Origin of the sequence: Dactylosporangium sp. CA-152071 (genome assembly GCF_050936335.1) — a bacterium.
GTDB lineage: Bacteria > Actinomycetota > Actinomycetes > Mycobacteriales > Micromonosporaceae > Dactylosporangium > Dactylosporangium maewongense.
In genome coordinates, this window is sequence record NZ_JBNJMZ010000001.1 from 312,861 (window position 1) to 334,364 (window position 21,504).

The 21,504-nt window shown below is 73.5% G+C and carries 3 protein-coding genes; 2 read left to right on the plus strand and 1 reads right to left on the minus strand.

Annotation, left to right across the window (positions count from 1 at the left end; translation table 11 throughout):
* Positions 1-98 precede the first annotated feature (98 nt).
* Complete coding sequence (locus ACQEVZ_RS01230) at positions 99-13,907, minus strand: hemopexin repeat-containing protein (RefSeq protein WP_433360046.1); 13,809 nt, start codon at positions 13,905-13,907, stop codon at positions 99-101.
* A gap of 192 nt (positions 13,908-14,099) precedes the next feature.
* Between ACQEVZ_RS01230 and ACQEVZ_RS01235 the strand changes: the two genes are divergently transcribed.
* Positions 14,100-16,763 carry a DUF6493 family protein gene (locus ACQEVZ_RS01235; protein ID WP_433360049.1) on the plus strand — a complete coding sequence of 888 codons (2,664 nt, stop codon included), beginning with the start codon at positions 14,100-14,102 and terminating at the stop codon, positions 16,761-16,763.
* A gap of 127 nt (positions 16,764-16,890) precedes the next feature.
* A complete protein-coding gene (locus ACQEVZ_RS01240; RefSeq protein ID WP_433360052.1) occupies positions 16,891-21,468 on the plus strand; it encodes a LamG domain-containing protein in 4,578 nt (1,525 codons plus the stop codon).
* The last annotated feature ends 36 nt before the right edge of the window (positions 21,469-21,504 follow it).

The window sequence follows — 21,504 nt, forward strand, 5'->3', positions numbered from 1 at the left end:
ACGTGGTCCGGGGGGTGTACCGGGGCACCGGCTGCTGCCGCCGGCTCGGGTTGTACCCGGACGAGCTCGAACGGTATGGGTTGGTCATCGCAGTCTCCTTACTGGACGCGGGCCTGGTAGGTCAGGACGAGCCCGACGTTGCCGAGGTCGGCCTTGTCGCCGTCGAGCGCGAACGCCCACCCCGGCCCGTCGTCGCGGACGGTGAGACCGGGCGTCGGCAGGAGCGTCACCTCGGTGAGCGTGAGCTTCGGATCGCCGTTGATGACCAGGCGGGCGGGGGTGCCGTTGGTCAGCTCGTACGCGGGCACGACGCCGGTGATCCGGCGGCCGGCCATGTCGGGGAACATGGTGGTGGAGAAGGGCAGCACGAGCCGGGACGCGCCGTTGCCGATGAAGTCCTCCCACTGCTCGGGGAACTCCCGCGCCACGTCGAAGAACCGGGCGGCGGTGAAGGGCTTGAGCATCCCCTTGACCGCCGCGGCGAACGGGTCGCCGCCGTACTCGGCCGTGTACTTCACGGTGACCAGCACGTCGTACACGTCGGGGGCGCGGTGGGCGGAGCGCTCCAGCCGCCACGTCGACACCGCTCCGGTGCCCTCGAACGGCAGGTAGCGCTCGTCGTCGTAGCGCAGCTCGAACAGGCCGTTGTTCTCCTTGCCGTAGTCCACCTGGGACAGCGCGATGCGCTGGCTGGCCCGCCAGTCGGCGCGGATCGCGTCCGGCGGGCTGCCCTTCGGGTCGAGCAGGTGCTTGACGGCGGCCGGGTCCGGCGCCAGCACGGTCTTGTTGCTCAGCTGGGTCAGCGTCGCGTTGACACCGACCGGCTGGCCCTCGGCGTCCAGGAAGGTCACCGTCACCGTGCGGATCTGCCGGCGGAAGTGGCCCGGGAAGTCCCGGTCGAAGAGCGCCTCGCTCAGCGCGAAGTCGGCGCTGCCGGCCGTGCGCAGCCGCAGCAGCGCGACCGGGTCGGTGTCCAGCAGCGACACCTGGCGGGTGATCTCCAGGGGGCGCGCGTCGCCGTCGAGCTGCGCCTTGCCGAGCCGTTGCAGGTCCAGCGCGAGGCTCTGCCCGGCGAGCAGGCCGTTGCGCCGGCTCTCCCAGTACGTCGCCCGGATGAACTCGTCGGTCACGCCCTGCTCGAACTGGTAGGCCCGCTCCGCCGCCTTCGCGAGGTCGTAGGCGAGGCTGTACGCCTGGAAGTACATGCCGGACAGCCGCGCGGCCATCCAGCCGTAGAGCTCGGCGTTGGTGAAGCGGTCCTGCAGGAACGTCGCGACGGCGTCGGAGTGCTCCAGCTGCCGCGCCTGGATGTCCGCCTCCCGCCGGGCGATGCTGAGCTGCTGGTCGGCCGCGGCGATGCGGTGCTCCAGCTGCTCCAGATCGTTGCGGGCGGTGGCCAGCTGCAGCGTCCAGTCCTGCGACATCCGCTCGTACTGCGCGGACACCCCGAGGACCTCGCCGATCACCTGGAAGCCCTCGCCGAGCGACTGCAGGATCTGCGCCGTGCTGTCCAGCGAACTGCCGGCCTGGTCGCCGCCGGCCTCCGCGCCCATGATGAACGGACCCATCTTGATCTGCGGCAGCGCGTGGCTGATGGCGGAGGCGATCTGCAGGACGCTGGAGGACATGTGCATCGTCGCGCCGAGGGACATCGTCGCGATCTGCGCCCGTTCCAGCGCGGTCATGCCCGTGGCGATGAGCGCGTCGTAGTGTGCGGCCCGTTCCTGCGCGCCGACCCGGCCGGCGGCGAGCTCCGCGACGCCCTCCTCGGCGATGCGGACCTGCGCCTCCTTCACCGCGAGGGACATGGTGAGGATGGTGTGCTCCTGCCGGTTCTGCAGCAGGCTCAGCTCCTCCGCGCTGCCGCGTTCCAGGACGCTGAGCAGCTCCGAGCCGAGCTGGCCGAGCTTGTCGACGACCTCCTGGGCGCGCCGGTAGACGGCGGCGAACCGGTAGTGCGGCGGCTGGGCGGCGGCGGCCGCGGTCACCTGGTCCAGGCCCGCCCCGGACGCGACGGCCTGCACCAGCGCCATCGGGTCGATCGGCGGCGCGAACAGCGGCAGCGGCCGGCTGATGCCGAGGATGTCCAGCGACTGCCGGATCTTGTGCAGCCGGTCCTCGACCCGGGTCCAGTAGTCGAGGAAGACGCTGTTCTCGGGGATGGAGAAGTACGCGTCGCCGACGCCCGCGTGCACCTCGCCGGGGCCGTCGAGCATCACGCCGCCACGGCTGAAGTAGCCGGTCAGGTCCGCGGTGCCGAGCTCGGCCAGGCTCTTGCCCTGCGGCAGGAGCCGGACGCCGAGCCGTTCGGGGCGCTCGCCGAGCAGGTCGTAGGCGAGCACGTACAGCATCCGCGCCTCGTCGACGCTCTCCGGGGTGTACTGCCGGAACAGCATGTCCGCCCAGTCGAGCAGGTTGTCGACGTAGCCCATGACGACGGCGCGGCGGTAGGCGACCGGGCGCAACGCGGCGATCGCGTGCGGGTCGAACGGGTCCTCCCGGTAGGCCTTGAGCAGGTCCTCCTCGTCGCCGTTGGCCTCGAACAGGGCGCCGAGGTCGGCGGCGATGAGGGTCCGCTCCTCCAGCGCCGCGACCGCTGCGCGCTGCGCGGCCGTCGGCGTGCCGGCGAGCAGCGCCGCCAGCGCGCCGGCGATCCGCTTGTGCGTCGCGGCCGCCTTGACGGTGCCGAGCGCGGCGAGCTCCTGCGCGGTCCGCGGGTCCCGGTGCTCGGCAACCGCCGGCGCCAGGGTCCGCAGCGCGGTCACGACCGGTGCGAGCGCGGGCCCGAGCTTCGTCGACGTCGGCGACGGTGCGAGGGTCCCGACGTCCAGGCCGGTGCTGCCGGTCGCGGCGAACTCGGCGGTCAGGCTGTCGGCGAGCGCCGCCGGGTCGATGGTCAGGAACGGCAGGAACCGCCAGTAGGACGTCGGGTGTGTGGGGTCGAAGATGTACTCGTACCAGCGGCGCGCGTCCTCGAAGCGCTGCGCGCCGTTGAGGGCGTTCGCGATGAGCAGCGGCGCGTGGAAGAAGATCTCCCAGTAGTAGAGGCCGTTGGCGCTGCGGAAGTCCAGGTGCGAGCCGGACGGCAGCCGGTCGGGGTCGACCAGCTCCGCCTTGACCCGGATCGCCTTGACGTCGAGCGGGTCGGTGCTGAAGGCGACCTCGTCCGTCTCCTGCGTGCTCAGGTCCAGCAGCGCCGGCATCCCGCCGGACAGCAGCTTGCGGTTCAGGTCCGAGGCGGTGCCGGTGGTCAGCCGGACGATCTCGAACGGCAGCGCCGTGCGTTCGTACGGGCGCGGCGGTTCGAGGGTCTGGTCGTGCAGCAGGTACGTGTCGCCGACGAACAGGTACAGCCCGGTCGATGAGGTCAGCGCCGAGTCGAACGCCGGCAGCTCGCCCCACGCGCCGGCGACCGGCCGGAAGCCCGGCATCTTCGACGGCTCCTGCGTGGCCGGCATCTTCGTGTACAGCGGGCCGCTGAACACGTACAGGTCGGCGCCGCGCCGCAGGACGGTGTCGACGGGCACCGCCAGCGGCTTCGGGTAGCCGTCGTCGATGCACTCCGGGACGGTGTTGTCGGCGTTCAGCGTGTACCGCACGTACTCGCCGGCGCGGGTGAGGTACAGCTTGCCGCCGCCGACCCACGCCGCGTCGACGATCTGGGACGTGGCGATCGCGCTGGGCGCGGCGTAGGTCGCGCGGTACGTGCGCGCGCCGGCGGCCGGCACCTCGGCGTAGCGGTGGTCGGTGTTGTCGAAGTAGTACGCGGTGCCGTTGCGCCACACCGCCGCGTCGACGCGGACGTCGGTGGGGATCCTGTCGGGGTTGCCGGCGATCGGGCGCGGGTAGTCCTTGTCCGGCGCGTCGAACCAGTTGCCCTTGTTCGGCTTCTTGGTGTGGTCCAGGCGCGCGTACCGGTCGCCGGCGAACAGGAACACGTAGGTGTCGGTGACCATGACGGCGTCCAGGCCGTTGAGGTGCTTGCGGACCCAGTGGTCCTTCCACGTCGCGGGCGTGCCGAGCTTTCCGTCGGTGACGGTGACGACCTGCTCCAGCGCCTGGTTCAGGAACACCTCGACGTTTCCGGGCAGGGTGAACGCGACGTCGACCCGGTCCCACTGCGGCAGCGTCTCGGTGTTGCCGAGGATCGCCCGCGGGTACCCCTTGTCGATCTTGCCGAACAGGGTGCCGGTGAACCGCACGTACTGGCTGCCGGAGAACACGAACGTGTGCTCGCCGCGGACGAGGACCGCGTCGACGGCACTGTTCGCGGCGGGCAGCACGGTGCGGGGCAGCCCCCACTGCTCACCGATCGGCACCGCCCCCGGGATCCGCCCGGCCGGCGGGACGACCACGGACCGGTTGCGGGCGGTGGAGAAGAACAGCTGCGTGCCGGGGGTGGTGGCCGTGCCGTCGGGCAGTTCGACGGCGGCGTCGACCGCGCTCCAGCTCGGGAAGCGCACCCCGGTGGTGCTCAGCTTCACCGGGGCCACGGTGACCTGCTCGATCGTCACCGGCCGGCACAGGAAGCTGCCGCCCTTGTGGTCGACGCTGAACCACGGCCACGACTCGGCGCCGGTCGGCGCGTCGAAGCGCACCACGTCGGCCGGCTGGACCTGGTCGAGGAAGATCTGCGCGACCCGGTCGGCGGTGGCGGCCTTGGCGGCCGCGGCGGCGGCCACCGCGGTGGCGAGCTCAGCGAGAGCCGCGTCGGTGTCGGCGTCGGCCGCGGCGGGCCCCGCCGGCAGCGGGAGGCCCGCGGCGGCGGCAGCGGCGGCCATGATGGACGCGATGATCGACGCCGCGACCTCGGCCGGGGTCGTGCCGGTGCCGGCGACCGCCTTGGGCGGCACCGGGATCCGCTCCGCGTACAGCTCGGGGTTGAGCTCGTACAGCACCGCGGCCGGCTTCGGCTCCGGCGGCGTCTCCGCACCCGCGGGGGTCGGCGGGGTGGTCGTGTACGTGCACGACACGACGACAGACATCCGGCCCGTGTCGGGCTTGATCCGCGGCAGCACCAGCAGCTGCACGTCGCCGATCGTCCCGGCCTCCGCGGGACCGGTGCCGAGCTCCTGGGCCGGCACCCACTCCCCGTTGAGGTTCTGGAACGAGTAGGCGATCCGGACCCGGGTCGACTTCGCCGACGCCGTCACGTGCTGCTCCGCGCCGTCGCTGCGGGCGACGACGGTGCCGCTGGCCGGGTCGTCGGCGGCGACGGGCTCGACGACGGTCCAGAAGACGAAGACGCGGCCGAACGCGTGGACGGGGTGCACCAGGTCGGCGTCGATGCGCACGCCGACCGGCTGCCACGGCTCCCACGTCGCGGACAGCTTCTCCCGGCTGCCGAACTCGGCCCGCCGGAAGTAGTAGCGGCGCGGGTCGGTCTTCGTCCGGCCGAACAGCACCAGCCGGCGCGGCCCGTCCGGCAGCTGGTCCTTGGTGTAGACGTAGCCGCCGGCGATCGTGAGCCGGGACACCTCGGTGTACTCGTCGAGGTAGCGCTTGTACGCCCGCTCGACGCCCTGCGCGGTGATCTCGCCCTGCAGCAGGTCCCGTTCCAGGGCCTCGAACGCGGGGGTCTTCGTGTCGCGCAGCTCGGGGCGCAGGTAGTTCTCCGGGTACAGGAAGACCTTGCGGTTGGCCTCCCACACCCGGTAGTTGCGCATCCACGTCCACCACTGCTTGACCCGCAGCCGCTGCTCCTCCCCGCCATCGGCGGGCTCCAGGTTCAGCAGGTAGCGGTGCACGTACAGCTGCACGGCGGCGATCGCCTCCCGCACCCGCGACGTCATGCCCTTCTCCCCCATCTCGACGTCGATGAGGTAGCGCTCGAACAGGTCGCGGGCGGTCCGCGGGTGCGCGGCGGGGCCTGGGTCGCGGGCGAGGACGGCGCCGACGAGCGCGTCGCGCAGCGCCAGGTTCAGCTCGTCGTGCAGCGTGCGGGCCAGCACCGGCCACCGGTCGGCGCCCATCTTGCGGGCCAGGAGCAGGGTCAGGGCCGCGGCCGCGGCGTCGAGCGCGGCGTCGGCGGGCCGGCCCGCGGCCGGGTGCAGCTTCGTCCACACGTCGGCGCGCAGCTTCGACGGCCCGGCGCCGAGCGGCCCGACGAACCCGAACAGCTCCACCAGCTCCAGGAGGAACTCGAGCTCGAACCGGTCCTCGTCGTCCGCGCCGTCGGTGAGGAACCGGCTGTTGCGCCGGCACCAGCGCAGCTCGTCGACGTCCCAGCCGAACAGGTCGGCGACAGAACGGTAGAGGTCGGTGCTCGGACGGGCCTCCGGGGCGAGCGCGGCGGCGAGGTCGACGCCGCCGGCGCGGTGGGTGCGGACCAGCGCGGCGAAGCGGGTCACGGTCCGCAGGTCGCCGAGCCGGTAGTCGGCGACGTCGGCCCAACGGTCCGCGAACGCCTGCGGGGAAGCCTGCCCGTCGGGGTCGTACCGGCCGCCGGCGTAGCGCACGTACCGCCCGCCGCTGCACAGGTAGGTGTGCCCGCGCAGCGTGAACGCGCCGTCGATGGCCGCCTCGAAGTCCGTGGGCAGCGCGCCCCACGCGTCGTGGACCAGCCGCGGGTAGCCGTCGTCCACGGTGGCGTACGCGGTGGCGGCGGGCACCGGCTCCCCTTCGGCGGGCACCGGCGGCAGCGCGTAGCGCACGTACTGGCCGCCGGCGAACGCGTACAGCTCGCCGCCCGGCGCGACGAACGCGGCGCGCGGGCCGCCGGCGGAGGTGAGGTCGTTGCGGACCGCGCCCCACGCGCCGGCGATCGGGGTCACCTCGGCGGTGCCGTCCCGGAACCGCAGGCTCTGCCCGCCGCCCGCGAACAGGTAGGTCCAGCCGTCGGGGGCGCGCATCGCCGCGTCGATGCCGGCGTGGAACTCCTCCGGCAGCCGCTCGACGTCCAGCTCCTCTGCGAGCGACCCGGCGATGGTGCGCGGGTAGCCGTCGTCGACGCGGGTGTAGTCGGCGCCGGTGTAGCGCACGTACTGGTCGCCGGAGAACAGGTACGTGTAGCCGGCGGTGACGAGCGCCGCGTCGACCCGCCGCCGGTCGGCGATCGTGTTGCGCACCTGCCCGAGCCCGCTGATGTCCCCGCCGATGTCATAGACGGCGGCGGGCGCGGCGGAGACGACATGGCAGGTCCGGCCGGCGAACAGGTAGGTGTTGCGGCCGCCGGCCACGACCGCGTCGAGCACGGCACTGCCGCCGGTGCCGGCCCGTGCGACCAGCTCGTCCTCGACGGCCACCGGCAGGCCCGCGAACGGCTCCTCGGTGCCCAGGTTGCCGGCGATCGGCCTCGGGTAGCCCGGGTCGACCCAGCGGTAGTCGGAGGTGGAGTAGCGCACGTACTGCTCGCCGGCGAACAGGTACGTCACGGCGCCACTCACGGCACTCTGGTGGACGAAGGCGGCGTCGACGCCGCTGCCGTTCAGGAACGTGTTGCGGGTGCGGCCCCAGCGGTCCTGGATCGGCTGCCGCGGGGTAAACGCGCGGCCCTGGTAGCGGGCGAACTCGTGGGCGAAGAAGAAGTACGTCGCGCCGTCGCGGCCGGTGAACGCGGTCGTGAGCTCCTCGACGTCGCCGATGCAGCGCCAGATGCGGTCCAGCGGCCGCGGCGCGGACCAGACGCGGTCGACCTCGTCGTACTGCACGACGGTGCCGCCGGTCAGGAGCAGCGTGGCGTCGCCGGTGAACAGGACCGCGTCCGGTACGGTGAACCCGGCCAGCCGGTACGCCTGCGGTACACCCCAGAACTCGGCGTCGACGAAGCGGGGTTCGGCGTCGTCGGGCTGGTCGTACTCCTTGCCGGAGTACGTGACCAGGCGCATCAGGCCGGTGCTGTCCGGCGGCTCGAACAGGTGGGTGACGCCGTCGCGGACGTAGGCGAGGGCGACCCGCCGCAGCCCGGCGAAGTGCTCCGTGATCGGCAGCGGGCCGGCCGTGACCTCCGCCTCCAGATAGTCGGGGCCGTCGTACACGACGAACTGGTCGCCGCTGAACACGTAGGTCTTGCCGTTGGCGGCGACGAACGCCGCGTCGACGGCGTTGTCGTGGTAGATCGTGTTCCTCGGCCGGCCCCACTCCTCGGCCAGCGGGTAGGCCCGGTCGAGGGTGGTGTTGTAGCAGGTCGCGCCCTTGAACAGGTAGGTGGTGCCGTCGGTGCCGGCGAGGACCGCGTCGAGCCCGGTCCGGTACTCGGCGGGCACGGTCCGCAGCCCGCGCGGCAACGCCGGCTCCGACGCGACGGTGGTGCCCTCCAGGGAGCTGTAGCGGTGCCAGCCCTCCGGGTGCTCCAGGTAGACCGTGCCGTCCTCGACGAGCGCGCAGGCGACGTCCGCGCGGGCGACGTCGGTGAGGCGGCGGTGGACGTCGAGGGAGACGACGTGGCAGTCGCGGCCGCTGTACAGGTAGACGTTGCCGCGGTCGGCGAAGGCGGCGTCGACCCGCGTGAGGTCGGCGGCGAGGTGCTCGAAGCCGGGCTCCTCGCGCAGCGCGGCGAGTTGCCGCGGGTATCCGAGGTCGACGGTCGCCGGCCGGGTGCCGCCGGCGGTGTCGGTGTAGCGGACGTACTGGCCGCCGGAGAACAGGTACGTGCGCCGCACCATGCGCCCGTCCACAGGCAGGTCCGGGGTGTCGAGGGAGCCGTCGGTGAGCGGCGCCTCAGTGCCGGGATCTGTGGCGGTGCCGCCGGTGGCGGGGCGCTGCACGACGAGCGCCGCGTCGACCCGCCCGGTCCGGGCGATCGTGTTGGCGACGGTCCCCCACATCGACGTGATCCGCGCCGGGAACCGGTCGTCGACGCGGGTGTACGTGTCGGTGTAGCGCACGTACTGCGGGCCGCTGAACACGTACGTGCGCCCGTCGGCGCCGACGAACGCGGCGTCGACGTGCCCGAACGGCAGGCTGTCCCAGCCGTCGGCGATCGGCCTCGGCGCCGACCACCAGCGGCGCTTGGCGTCGAAGACCACGAACTGGCCGCCGGCGAAGAGGTGGATGCGCCCGTCGGCGGCGGTGAAGACCGCGTCGACGCGGGCGAACGGGGCCTCCGCATCGCCGCCGATCAGGTCGTCGGGCAGGTTCCACCAGTTCTCGGTCATCGGCCGTGGGTAGCCGGCGTCGGGGGTGGTGTAGTCGCGGGTCGAGTACTTCACGAAGAACGTCCGCGGGCGGACCTCCTCCCAGTACGGGCGCGACGGGTCCTCGCTGTCGGGCGTGACGTGCACCTGCAGGCGCCGCCCGGCCTTGCGCAGGGTGAGGCTCAGCCCGTCGGTGGCGGTCAGCCGCCACTGCGCGCCGGCGGCGGTCCCGGCGGTAGAAACTGCGGCGGTGACAGCGGCGTCGGAGGCGACGGGGATGCCGTGCTCGGCGAGCCGGTCACGCAGCGCGCCCGGCGGCCGGCCCTCGTCCAGGTCGGCGCGGTGCACGGGGGCGAGCCGGTCCCGGGACCACGCGGTCCGCGGGCCCTCGTCCAGCGGCAGGTCGAACAGTTTCCCGCCGGTGCCGAAGACGTACGTGGCGCCGTCCATGACGAACGCGGCGTCGACCCGGCACAGGCCGCCCCAGTCGTCGGGGATCGCGCGGGGGTGCCCGGGGTCGACCGTGGTGTAGTCGGCGCCGGTGTACCGCAGGTACTGGCCGCCGCTGAACAGGTAGGTCCGGCCGTCGAGGCCGAGGAGGGCGGCGTCGACGGTGCCGCTGGGCAGGACCGGGCCGAGCACGCCCCAGCGCTGCGCGGTCGGCACGACGCTCGGGTCGGGTGCGCCGACCGCGGCCGTCTTGCCGTTGCGGAAGAGGTGGACGACGCCGCCGCCCGGCTCGGCGAGCGCGGCATCGACGCCGGGCTCGAACACCGCCGGGACGGCGTTGTCGAAGTGGGCGGCGATCCGGCGCGGGTAGCCGTCGTCGGCGCGCAGGCCGTCGTTCTCGACGCTGTCGCTGTGCCGCACGACCTGGTCGCCGGAGAACACGTACAGCGCAGAGCCGTCGACGTACGCGGCGTCGACCCGGTCCGCGGTCGCGAGGTTGTTGACGACGGTCCCCCACGCGCCGGCGATCGGCCGCTCCGCGGCGGACCGGTCGGCCGGGCCGCCCAACGCGACGAACTGGTCGCCGGAGAACAGGTACGTGACGCCGTCGTGGCCGAGGAACGCCGCGTCCAGCGCCGAACGGAACCTCGGCGGCAGCGGCGCGTCGCCGGGCCGGCGCTGCTCGCCCTCCCACCACTCGCCGAGCCGGCGCGGGTAGCCCTCGTCCACGGCGGCGTAGCCGGGGCCGGAGTAGCGCACGTACTGGTCGCCGCGGAACAGGTACGTGCGGCCCTCCTCGTCGACGAACGCCGCGTCGATGCGGGTGCCGTCGCTGAACGCGTTGCGGACCGTGCCCCACGCCTGCGTCCGCGGCGTCCACCGGGTGTGCTCCAGCGGGCGGACGAACGTGCGGGAGGTGCCGGCGTCGTCGCGGCCGACGATCCACGCGGTGCCGTCGGCGTCGGTGAACGCCGCGTCGACGGAGGCGAGCCCGCCGAAGCGGTCCGACAGCTCGGTCAGCGCCCGCGGCCGCGGGTCGGCCGGGGTGTCCGCCCCCGGCTCGTACCGCCAGAAGCCGCGCCCGCGGAACAGGTACACGTCGCCGTCGGGGCTCTCCAGCAGCGCGTCGATGCGGTCGACGCCGGGCGGCAGGGTCAGCGGTTCGGCGAACTTGCCGGTCAGGTCCTGGTCCTGGAAGGCGACGGCGACCTCGTCGGCGCCGAGCCCGAGCCGCGCGGCGAGCGCGGCGAAGCCGCGGATGCGGCGCACCGCGCGGCGCACGTCCGGGTCCGCCGCGGCGGCGAACGGGTCGCCCAGGGCGGGCGCGACGAGCAGGTCGAGGGTCTCGGCGGCGCCTCCGACGACCGCGGCGCAGATCGCCTCGGCGGTCGCGGCGGGGACGCCGAGCGCGTCCTGCAGGGTCGCGAACACCGCCGCGCGCTGGGCCGCCTCGCGGGCGGTGAGCACCGCGACGACCTCGTCGGTGGCGGCGTCGACGGCCACGGCCACGGCGTGCAGGAGGAAGAACACGTCGCGGCTGTAGTCGGTGAGGCCCGGCAGCGCGAAGTCCAGCGCGTGGTGGACGTGCCCGAACCAGTTCAGCCGGTCGGCGGGCACGGTCAGCCCGGGCGTGAGGTCGCCCGCCTCCACGAGCACCCGCAGCAGGTCGTCGCGTTCCTGGGCGGTGAAGCCGAGCGCGTCGACGGCGGCGACGTCCACCCGGAACGGCGCCGCGTCGCGGATGGCCTCGACGAGGCGCTGCAGCACGAGCAGGTTCTCCGCCTCGGTGAACCCGGCGAGGGTGAGCACGGCCGCCGGGTCGGTCAGGCCGGGCACGGCGTCGTCCGGGATCCGTCCGTCGACGAGCAGCCCGGCGTCGAGCACGCCCGCGACGCGCTGCGCCGCGGCGTCGTCGCCGAGGTCGCGGAAGTCGTCGGGGATCAGGGTGTTCATCGCCGTCAGCGCGGCCGTCAGCTGGCCCTGGATCGCGTCGAGGATCTGCCGCCGGTACGGGTGGAACGCCACGTCCAGGGTGAGCTCGGGCAGGGTCAGGCCGAGCGCGGCGACCGGGTCGGTGTAGGCGCCCTCGTCGTCGAGGTAGCCGTTGAACCGCAGGCTCTCCAGGAGCGCGGCCCGCTGCTGGTCGTTCAGCGGCACGTCGGCGAACACCGCCGGGTCGAGGGTGATCCAGGCGCCCGGGAACCGGTCGGCGACCTCGAGGAGCCGCTCGTACACGGGCCAGACCAGGTCGGCGAGGTCGGCGTCCACCGGGTCCACGGCGTCGTCGTCGGACGCCAGGATCCGGCCCTCAGCGTCGATCCGCCCGTTGAAGACCAGGTTGTCGTACAGCTCCGCCTGCTCGGCGGCGGTCAGCTCCGAGTACCTGGCGAGGTCGGACGGGTAGAACGCGGCGGGTTCGTCCTCGCCGGCGCGGTCCACCGCCGCGGCGAGGTCGGCGGCGATCGCGTCGCGGTACGCGCCGAATTCCCCGGTGAGCCACAGCTCCTCCGGTGTCTCGGGGAGCGTGGCGGCGTCGAGGGTGCCGGACGGGTCGAGGTACCCGCGCAGGACCAGGTTCGTGTGGATCTTCGTGGCGAACCGTTCGTCGAGGCCGATGCCGCGGAAGTCGTCGGCGGTCACCCGGCCGAGGTCGGTGACGGCGGCGTAGGCGGCGTCCCGGACGCCCGGCGTGAGGCGCAGCACCGGCGAGCCGACGTCCTCGGCTCCGGCCACGACATCGTGGATCACCTGTGCCGCGCGCGGCCCGAAGCGGGCCGAGCGGAACGCGTCCGGGGTGAGCTGGACGGTCTCGAACTGCGCGCGCAGGGCGTCGAGCAGGGCGGCGCGCTCCTCGTCGGCGGCCGGGCCACGCCGCTCGGGGCCGACGCCGAGGACCTCGAGCAGCCCGCGGCTGTCCAGGCCGGTCGCCTGCGTCCAGCGCACCACGCCGAGCAGGGTCTGCAGCAGCCACAGCCCGGCCTCGACGTCCGTGCCGGCCAGGATGTCGTACACGTCGGCGGAAACGGGCTCGGCGGGGCTCAGCAGGACCGGGAAGGCGGGGTGGCGGCGCAGCGACGGGTCGCTCTGCAGCGCGTCCAGGATGTCGAACAGCTCCTCGGCGGTCACGTCCAGCGCGGCGGTCAGCTGCCCGACCCGGTACAGCAGGGTCAGCGCGCCGACGCCGGCACGGCCTCGGTCCAGCGGGCCGGACACACCGTCGGCCGACCGGTCCCGGTAGCGGGTGACGATCGTCTGCACGTCGGCGTCGGCGACCCCGGTCCGCTGCCGGTACGTCGGCTTCTTCTCCAGCAGGTCGTGCGGGGCGGCGAGCTCCGGCAGGCCCGCGTAGGCGGCGGGCAGGTGCGCGGCGCCGCGCAGCACGGTGCGTTCGGTGGCGACGAACGGCACGTTGAAGACGCGGTTGAACAGGTCCAGCGGGGTGTCGCCGTCACCGACGCCGAGCGCGTTCACCGGCGCGACGAGCGCGACGACGACGTCCAGCGGCAGGTCGTAGCCCTGCTGCAGGAAGCGCAGGGCGGCGATGCGGCGCAGCGCGGTCGCGTCGAGGACGTTGCCGCAGCAGGACCGCAGCACCAGGTCGAGGTCCTGGAACCGCAGGCCGGCGCGCCGGGCCAGCCGGACGAACCGGTTGACGCGCTCGAACCAGGCGACGGGGATGGGCTTGCTGCCGGCGCGGACCAGCCGGCGCTCGTCGGTGTCGAGGGTGACGACCTCGTCGTCATGGTGGATGAAGCACCGGTTGGCCGCCCCGCGTTCCGCCTCGGCGAGGTCGCCGTGCAGCAGGGCGAGGAGCTCCTCGTGGGTCAGGCCGACGGCCTGGCGGAACCGGTCGACGGCGGCCAGGTCGGTGAACGTCTCGCCGTCGCGCAGCCCGTAGCATTCCCGCAGCGCGGCGTCGTCCAGCACGGTGGAGTACAGGTCGGCCTCGTCCTGGTTGAGTCCCAGGTACTCGCGGACGACGACGTCGGGCTGCTCGTCCACCGCGAACCGGCGGTACAGCTCCAGCGGGGTGGTGCCGAGGTGGTGCAGGAGCCGCCGCAGCCGCTCGTGCCGCAGCGAGAACGGCAGCCCGAACGGGTGGCGCAGCCCGGCGAGCGCGTCGTGGGCGCCGCCGTCGGGGTCGAGCTCGTCGGCGAGGATCCCGTTGACGATGTCGAGGTACGGCACCTCGGTGTAGCTGTTCGCGCCGTCGAGCCGCACGTCGCGCAGGTCCGGCCGCCGCCCTGGCAGGTCGCTGCCGGTGAGGAGCTGCAGCAGGTCGGCGAGGTACGCGGCCGGCGAGTACACGGACCGCGACGCATCGCTGCCGCGGAAGTCCAGATCTCCGAACAGCTTCTGGTAGTCGGGCAGGGACGGATGCATTGCGCTCCTCCTCCGATGGGCAATCAGCGGTCGAAGGACGGATGTGCGGCAGCGCCAGATACGGCGAGTCGGTTTCCCGTCACAGGCCGCTTCCGGACCTGACAAGGCCGAGGGCGATGAGGTATTGGAAGGACGTTCTCCCGGCTGGCCACCGGACGCGATCGTCACGACGGGGCGGCTACCCTGCGTGCTGTGGCGACGCTGACCGAACTCCTGACGCTCGACGACGGGGTCCTGCTCGACCGGGTGTGTGCGTTCACCGCGGACGAGCGGGCGGCGCTGCACCGGCCGGTGCAGCGCGCCTGGGAGCGGTACGCGTGGCGGGACGCGATCGACGGGCGCGAGGATCGGTACACGCCCGAGGAGGGACGGCGGCTGGAGCTGATCCTCATGGCCGCGGCACCCGCCGACGGGTTGTACTGGCCCCGGGACGACCAGCAGATGCGGATCGCCCGCGCGCGGGGCGGCCGGTTCGTGCACGCGCTCGCCCGGCACGCGATGCGCACGATGGCGACCGCGGACTTCGGCCCGGACTTCCACGTCATCCGCGCGGCGGAACGCGACGGCCTCATCACGCTGGACGCCGACGACGACTACGTGCTGGCGATGGTCGGCCACTTCGGTGGGCGGTACAGCGCCGGCGCGCGCCGGGCGGATCGGCTGCGGGCCGACCCGGATCTGCTGGCCCGGGCCTTCTGGCGGATCTTCGAGATCGAGGGCAACCGGCAGGTGAGCCTGGCCAACGTCGACAAGTACGGTGGCCGGTCCGTGCAGACGTGGCACGACACGGTCCTCGACCTGCTGTCGGACGCCACCATCGACCGCGCGCGGGTGCTGGACGCGACCGTCGCCGCGCTCGGGCTCGGGTTCCCGCAGTACCGCGCCGGCTGGTACTCGCGCCTGCATGCCGCGCTGGCGCCGTCCGTCGAGGAACTCGCCGCCCGCCAGGCCGGCTACGTGACGCTGCTGCGCAGCTCCGTCGGGCCGACCGCCGCGCTCGCCGTCGACGCCCTCACCGCCGTGCAGAAGGCGGGCCGGCTCGACCACGACGGCGTCACGCTCGCCGACGGGCTCGGCGCCGCGGTCCTCGTGCCCGCGAAATCCACCGCGACGAAAGCACTCGCCCTCGCGGCGCGGGCCGGCGACGGGCAGTCGTCCGTCATCGTCGCCGCGCTCGGCCATCCGCACCCCGACGTCCAGGCGGCCGCCGTCCAGCAGTTGCGGCTGCGTGGTGAGCCAGGGCCGGTCCTGTCCGCGTTGCCGGCGCTGGCGCCCGCGGTCGCGGCCGAGGTCCGTGGCTGGCTCGGCGCGGACGCGCCACCCACGGCCACGGCACCGGTCGCCTCGCCCGAGGTCGCCGCGCCGGCACTGGAGGCGGTGGCGCCGATCACGGACCCGGCGGAGCTGGCCGAGGCGTTCGCCATCCTGCTGGCCGACCCGACCGACGCCGAGCTGCTCGAACGCGCCCTCTGCGCGGCCGCCCGGCTCGGCCCGGACCCCGGCGAGTACGCCGGCCTGGCCCGCCGGGCGGCCCGCCTGCTGCGCGACGGCCCCGCGTACGAGTGGGACCTGCTCCTGGACGTCGTCGCCGGACTGGTCCTCGCCGCCGCCCACGCGAAGCCGGTACGCAAGCTGCCGTCGCTACCGCCGCAGGTGCAGCTGCTCGCCGGGCGGGTGGCCGCCGTGGAGTCGGCCTTGCGCGCCGGGCGCCGGTTCGCCCCGTGCGCGGAGCCGACCCACGCCGGCGGCTGGATCGCGCCGGACGTGCTCGTCCAGCGGCTCACCACCGGCGTCACTGCGGATCCGCTCTCCATGGGCGCCACCGCCGGCCCGCCCTCCATTGGTGCCGCGCCGGATCCGCTCGACCTGGTCGCCGCGCTCCTGCGGCTCGGGCCCGACCCGGCCGGCGCGTCCGCGGCGGTCCGCGACGCGGCGGCCGCGGTGCCCGGCGCCGCCGGCACCGCCCTCCGGTACGCCCTCGGCGGCACGCCACCGGAGCCGCTCAGCCGCTCAGACCGTCCACTGTGGATCGCCGCGGCCCGGGCGCGCGCACCGCGCGGCGACGACGCGCCGCTGATCGGCCGCGGACCCGGCTTCGACGCGGCCGGCGCGGGACGGGCACCCGCGTGGCAGGTGTCGTTCGATCCCGAATGGTCCTCCTACCGGCCCATCCGGGTCGGCGCGCTCGGACCGCCCGCCGCGCCGGAACCCCCCGATCCGGCGCTGCCGACCGTGGCGCTCGCCTACGCGGGACCGTTCGACCGGTTTCCCGGCGGGCCGTGGCACCCGTGGCTGGCGTCGATGTGGCCCGGCAACATCGAACCGCTCCTGGCCATGGCGCTCCGGTTCCAGCTCGCGTCCCTCGACGGCACCGTCGACGGCGGCGTCTCGGCCCACGCCATGCACCTGCTCGACCGCACGGTCGCCGAGCTGCCGCCACTGAGCCCGTACGTCGTCGCGGCCGGGCTTGGAGGCGCCGGCCTCAGCGACCGCACCGCCGCCGTCGACACCGCCGCGGCGCTGCTGCCCCACCGGATGGACCCGGCGGCGGTGGCATCCGCGATGGCGACGCTGGCTCCCGCGGTGCCGCTGCACCGGTGGGCCGACGCGTTGGGTGACCTGGCCCTGGCCGGGCACGGCGCACAGGTCCGGGCGGTGCTGACCGCCCTGTTGCCGTCCCTCGATCGGACCGGCCGCGGCCTGCACACCCTGGTGGAGCTCCTCCGCGACGAACACCTGCGCGCCGGCGTGCCGGTCACCGATCCCGCCCTGCGGCAATGGCTGCTCGCGACCACTGGCAAGTCGAAGACCGCCGCCGCCGCGCGATCCCTTCTCAGCCACCTGAACCCTGACTGACCCCGCCGGACGGTGCCGGCGGTGTGCCGACATCGCGGGCATCGATTGACATGGCGGGTGCGTGGCCCCTACGTTTCGCTCACTTTCACTTTCGCGGGGGCTCATAGTGATCAAGTTCTGTCGTTCCGTGCGCAGAAGCCGCTCATTCGCCGTCACCACTTCGCTCACGGTCGCCGCGGTCGGCACCGTGGTCGCGCTCGCGGCCGGCGCGCCGGCCGGCGCGGAACCCGCGCCTACACCAACAGGACAATCGACCACGAACCAGCGGGCGGCCGAGACCGCCGCCATCCGGCAGGCCGTGGACAGCGGCCGCGACGTCGAGGTCCAGGGTTCGAAGTCCGAGCTCGCGCGGGTCGTGGCCACGCCGCGCGGGACGCTGGTGCGGGAGAGCTACGCGGTGCCGCACTGGACGAAGAAGGACGGCGCGTGGCGGCAGATCGACCTGAACCTGCGCCGTGACGGCGCGACGATCGCACCCGCCGCGTCGGTGGCGGACGTGCGGTTCTCCGCCGGCGGCACCGAACCCCTGGTCACCCTCAACGGCGCCGGCGGCGCGCTCAAGCTGACCTGGCCGTCGAAGCTGCCCGCGCCCCGCATCGAGGGCGACACCGCGGTCTACGAGTCGGTGCTGCCCGATGTCGACCTGCAGGTGCAGTCCACAGTGGAGGGCTTCGGGTACTCCCTCATCGTCAAGACCCGCCAGGCAGCGGCGAACCCCGCACTCGCCAAGCTGAAGTTCGGTCTCACCAGCACCGGCTGGTCGCTGCGGAACAAGCCGGGCGGCGGCTACGAGGCCCGCGACAGCGCCGGGAAGGTCACCGCCTCCGCCGGGCAGGCGCTCATGTGGGACTCCGCCGGCGTACCGGGTGCCCAGCGGTCCCTGACCGCGGGCCGGAACTCGGCGCTGCGGCACGTGCCCGACAACGCGCGCAAGGCCGACCTCCCGACCACAGTCGAGGGCGGATCGCTCGTCATCGTCCCCGACGCCGCGATGCTCGCCGACCCGAGCGTCACGTACCCGGTCGTGATCGACCCGTGGACCGGTGTCGGCCGCGCCCGCTGGGGCTACACCAACTCCACGAACGCCAACCGCGACGACGGCATCGTCCGCGTCGGCGTCAACACCGACGGGTCCGGCACCTACCGGTCGTTCTTCGCGTTCGACCTCAGCTGGCTGCCCGGCAAACAGATCCGCGGCGCCAAGTTCATCACCACCATGACCCACTCCTGGTCCTGCACCGCCACCCCCGTCAGCCTGTACCGCACCGGCGACCTCACCACGAGCGGCAAACAGACCTGGTCCGGCCCCGCCCTCAACCTGTTCGTCGAGACGAAGTCCGGCAACGCCCACAAGCCCTCGACCGGCGCCGGCTGCAGCAACGACCCGCAGCCGAACATGTACATGGAGTTCTCCAACCAGACCCTCGTCAACGACGTCATCAACTTCGGTCAGGGCCGCGGCAGCTACACCCTGGGCCTGTCCGCCCGCGACAGCGACGGCACCGACGAGAGCACCGGCAACCGCTGGAAGAAGTTCGACCAGGCCTCCACCGCCATGTCCGTCGAGTACAACACCCTGCCCAACACACCGCAGGCGTCGGCGCTGACGACACACCCCGACTACACCGCCGCGGGGCAGGCCTGCGCCACCGGCAGCGGCCGGCCAACCGTGCGGTCGACGGCGCCGTGGCTCAAGGCCAGCGTCTCCGACCCCGACGGCGACCAGAGCGGCCAACTGTCCGCGTCGTTCGCGCTCCAGCAGTGGAACGGCACCGCCTGGGCCGCCGTCGCCGGCTGGCCGAAGAGCGACACCGGCGTCCCGTCCGGGACCCTCGCCGAGGTGGGGGTCCAGGACGGCGCGATCACCGGGTCGATGGCCCGCTGGCAGGTGCAGGTCAGCGACGGCCTGGGCGGCAGCTCGGGCTGGTCGCCGTGGTGCGAGTTCACGCTCGACATCACCCCGCCCGGCACCAGACCGACCGTCGCCGCGGCCGACGGCCTGTACCTCGAGTCGCCGCCCAACGACACCATGCGCGGCTCGGCCGGGCGCAGCGGCCAGTTCACCTTCGGCGCCAACGGCGAGACCGACGTCGTCGACTACGAGTACCAGCTCGACGCCGGCCCGAAGTCGTGGGTCAACGCCGTCACCACCGGCGGGACGGCCACGGTCTGGGTCACCCCGACCCACGTCGGCGAGCACGTCCTGACGGTCCGCTCCCGTGACGGCGCCCAGAACGCGTCGCCACCGAAGGACTACCGGTTCCTCGTCGACGTCCCGGCCGCGCCGAAGGCCGTCTGGAAGATGGACGAGGGCAGCGGCACCAGCCTGGCCACGTCGCCGGCCGGCGGCCCGGCCATGACGGCGGCCAACGGCCCGGCGTGGACCGACGGCCGCGTCCCGGGCACGCACGCCGTCACCGGCAAGGACCGCGGTCTGCGGTTCGACGGGGTCGACGACCTCGCCGCCACCGCCGGCGCCGTGCTCGACACGTCGAAGAGCTTCAGCGCCGCCGCCTGGGTCCGGCCGACCGGCGGCCTCGACACCACCCGCACCGTCCTGTGCCAGGAAGGCGCCTCCGCGTGCGGGTTCGCGGTCACCTACGCCCCCGCGCCGGTCAACCGGTGGACGCTGACCATGTACGGCTCGGACACGGTCAACGCGCCGGTCGCGCAGACGACGTCGGGCGCGCCGCCGGTGCTCAACCAGTGGACGCACCTGGCGGCGTCGTGGGACGCCGGCATGAAGACCGCGAAGCTGTACGTGAACGGCATCCTGGCCGGTCAGTCCACCCGCGCCACGAACTGGAACGCCACCGGGGCGCTCCTCGCCGGCCGCGGCAAGCTCAACGGATCCCGGACCGGCACGTTCCTCGGCGACATCGGCGAGGTCCAGGTCTGGGACCGCGTGGTCGTCCCGGCGCTCGACCTGAAGCCGCTCGCCGCACCCGTCACCACCGGCGACTGGGACATGGAGGACTACACCACCGCGGAGCCCCGGCAGGTCACCGACAACAGCAGGTACCAGCACCCGCTGACGCTGTCCGCCGACCCGACCGTGACGTTGTGCGACGGGTACAACTTCAGCACCGGCCTCTGCTTCAACGGCACCTCCGGCGTCGCCACGGCCGACCCGGCGGTGCGCACGGACCAGTCGTTCGCGGTCGAGGGCTGGGTCCGGCTCACCGACACCACCGTGTCCCGTGCCGCCTTCTCCCAGCAGGGCAGCCGGGGCGCCGCGTACACCGTCCGCTACGACAAGACCGCCAACCGGTGGTCGTTCGCGGTCACCGGCGCCGACACCGACACCCCGACCGTGGTCCAGGTGAACTCGCTCGCGGCGCCGCTGCTCAACAGCTGGACCTATCTGCAGGCCGTCTACGACGCCCACGCCGGACGGATCCGGCTGTACGTCGACCGGCAGTTCCAGAGCGAGGCGAGCGTCGCCGCGGTCTGGAACGCCGGCGGCACGTTCAACATCGGCCGGACGCTGCGGGCCGGCGCCGCCGCGGAGTTCTTCGCCGGCGACATCGACGAGGTCCGGGTGGTCACCGGCGTCGCACAGACGCAGACCCCGGCCGGCTACTACCAGACGATCACTCCGACCCGGTTCCTGGACACCCGCAGCGGTCTCGGCAACGGCGGCAACACCGCGCCGATCCAGCCGAGCGGCACGGTCAGGCTGACGATCGCCGGAGCGAACGGCGTCCCGGCCGCCGACGTCACCGCCGTGGCGGTCAACGCGACCGTGATCTCGCCGACGGCATCCGGCTACCTGACGCTGTACCCGTCCAACACGCCGCAGCCGGTGACGTCGAACGTGTACTTCCAGGCGAACGCCGTGCTGGCCAACTTCGCGATCGTCCCGGTCGGACCGGACGGCACGATCAGCATCTTCAACGGCAGCGGCGGGACCGCGCACGTCGTGGTCGACGTGTCGGGCTACTTCACCTCCGACGAGGCGAAGGCGGGCAACAGCAGCTACCATTCGCTCCACCCGACCCGCATCCTCGACACGAGGTCGGGGCTGGGGGCGCCGACCGCTCCGCTGGCGGGAGGCAACACCATCGCGCTGCAGGTCGGCGGCGTCAACGGCATCCCCACCGGCATCACCGCGGTGGCGATCAACCTCACCTCGGCGAACGCGACCTCGGGCGGGCACCTCATCACCCGGGCCGACGGCACACCCCTGCCCACCGTCTCCGGGCTGCAACTGACCACCGGTGTCGTGCTCGCCGACCTCGCGATCGTGGCCGTGGCCGGCAACGGCAAGATCGACATCACGATGCAGGGCGGGGTCGGCAGCACCGACGTCGTCGGCGACGTGGTCGGCTACTTCACCGCCGGCACGAGCGGCAGCAAGTACCACGCGGTCAGTGCCACCCGGCTGCTGGACACCCGCCAGGACAACACCCCGGTCGCCGCGTTCGGCGTCCGGTCCATCGGGCAGGGCCCCAACGTCATCGCCGACGACGCGACCCTCGTCCTGAACTTCACGGTCACCCAGGGAACCACCGCGGGGTTCGCCGTGGCCTACGCCAGCGGCACCACCCCGCCCGCGGCCTCCACCATCAACTGGTTCGCCGGCCAGACGATCGCCGCACTGTCACTGCCGAGGACCGGTGGCGGGGTCACGGACTTCTACAACGCCGGCGGCGGCAGCACACATCTGGTGGTGGACTGCCTGGGGTACTTCTCCAGCACCTGACCGCCGGCGCCCGGCGGGGGCACAGGTGATCCATCC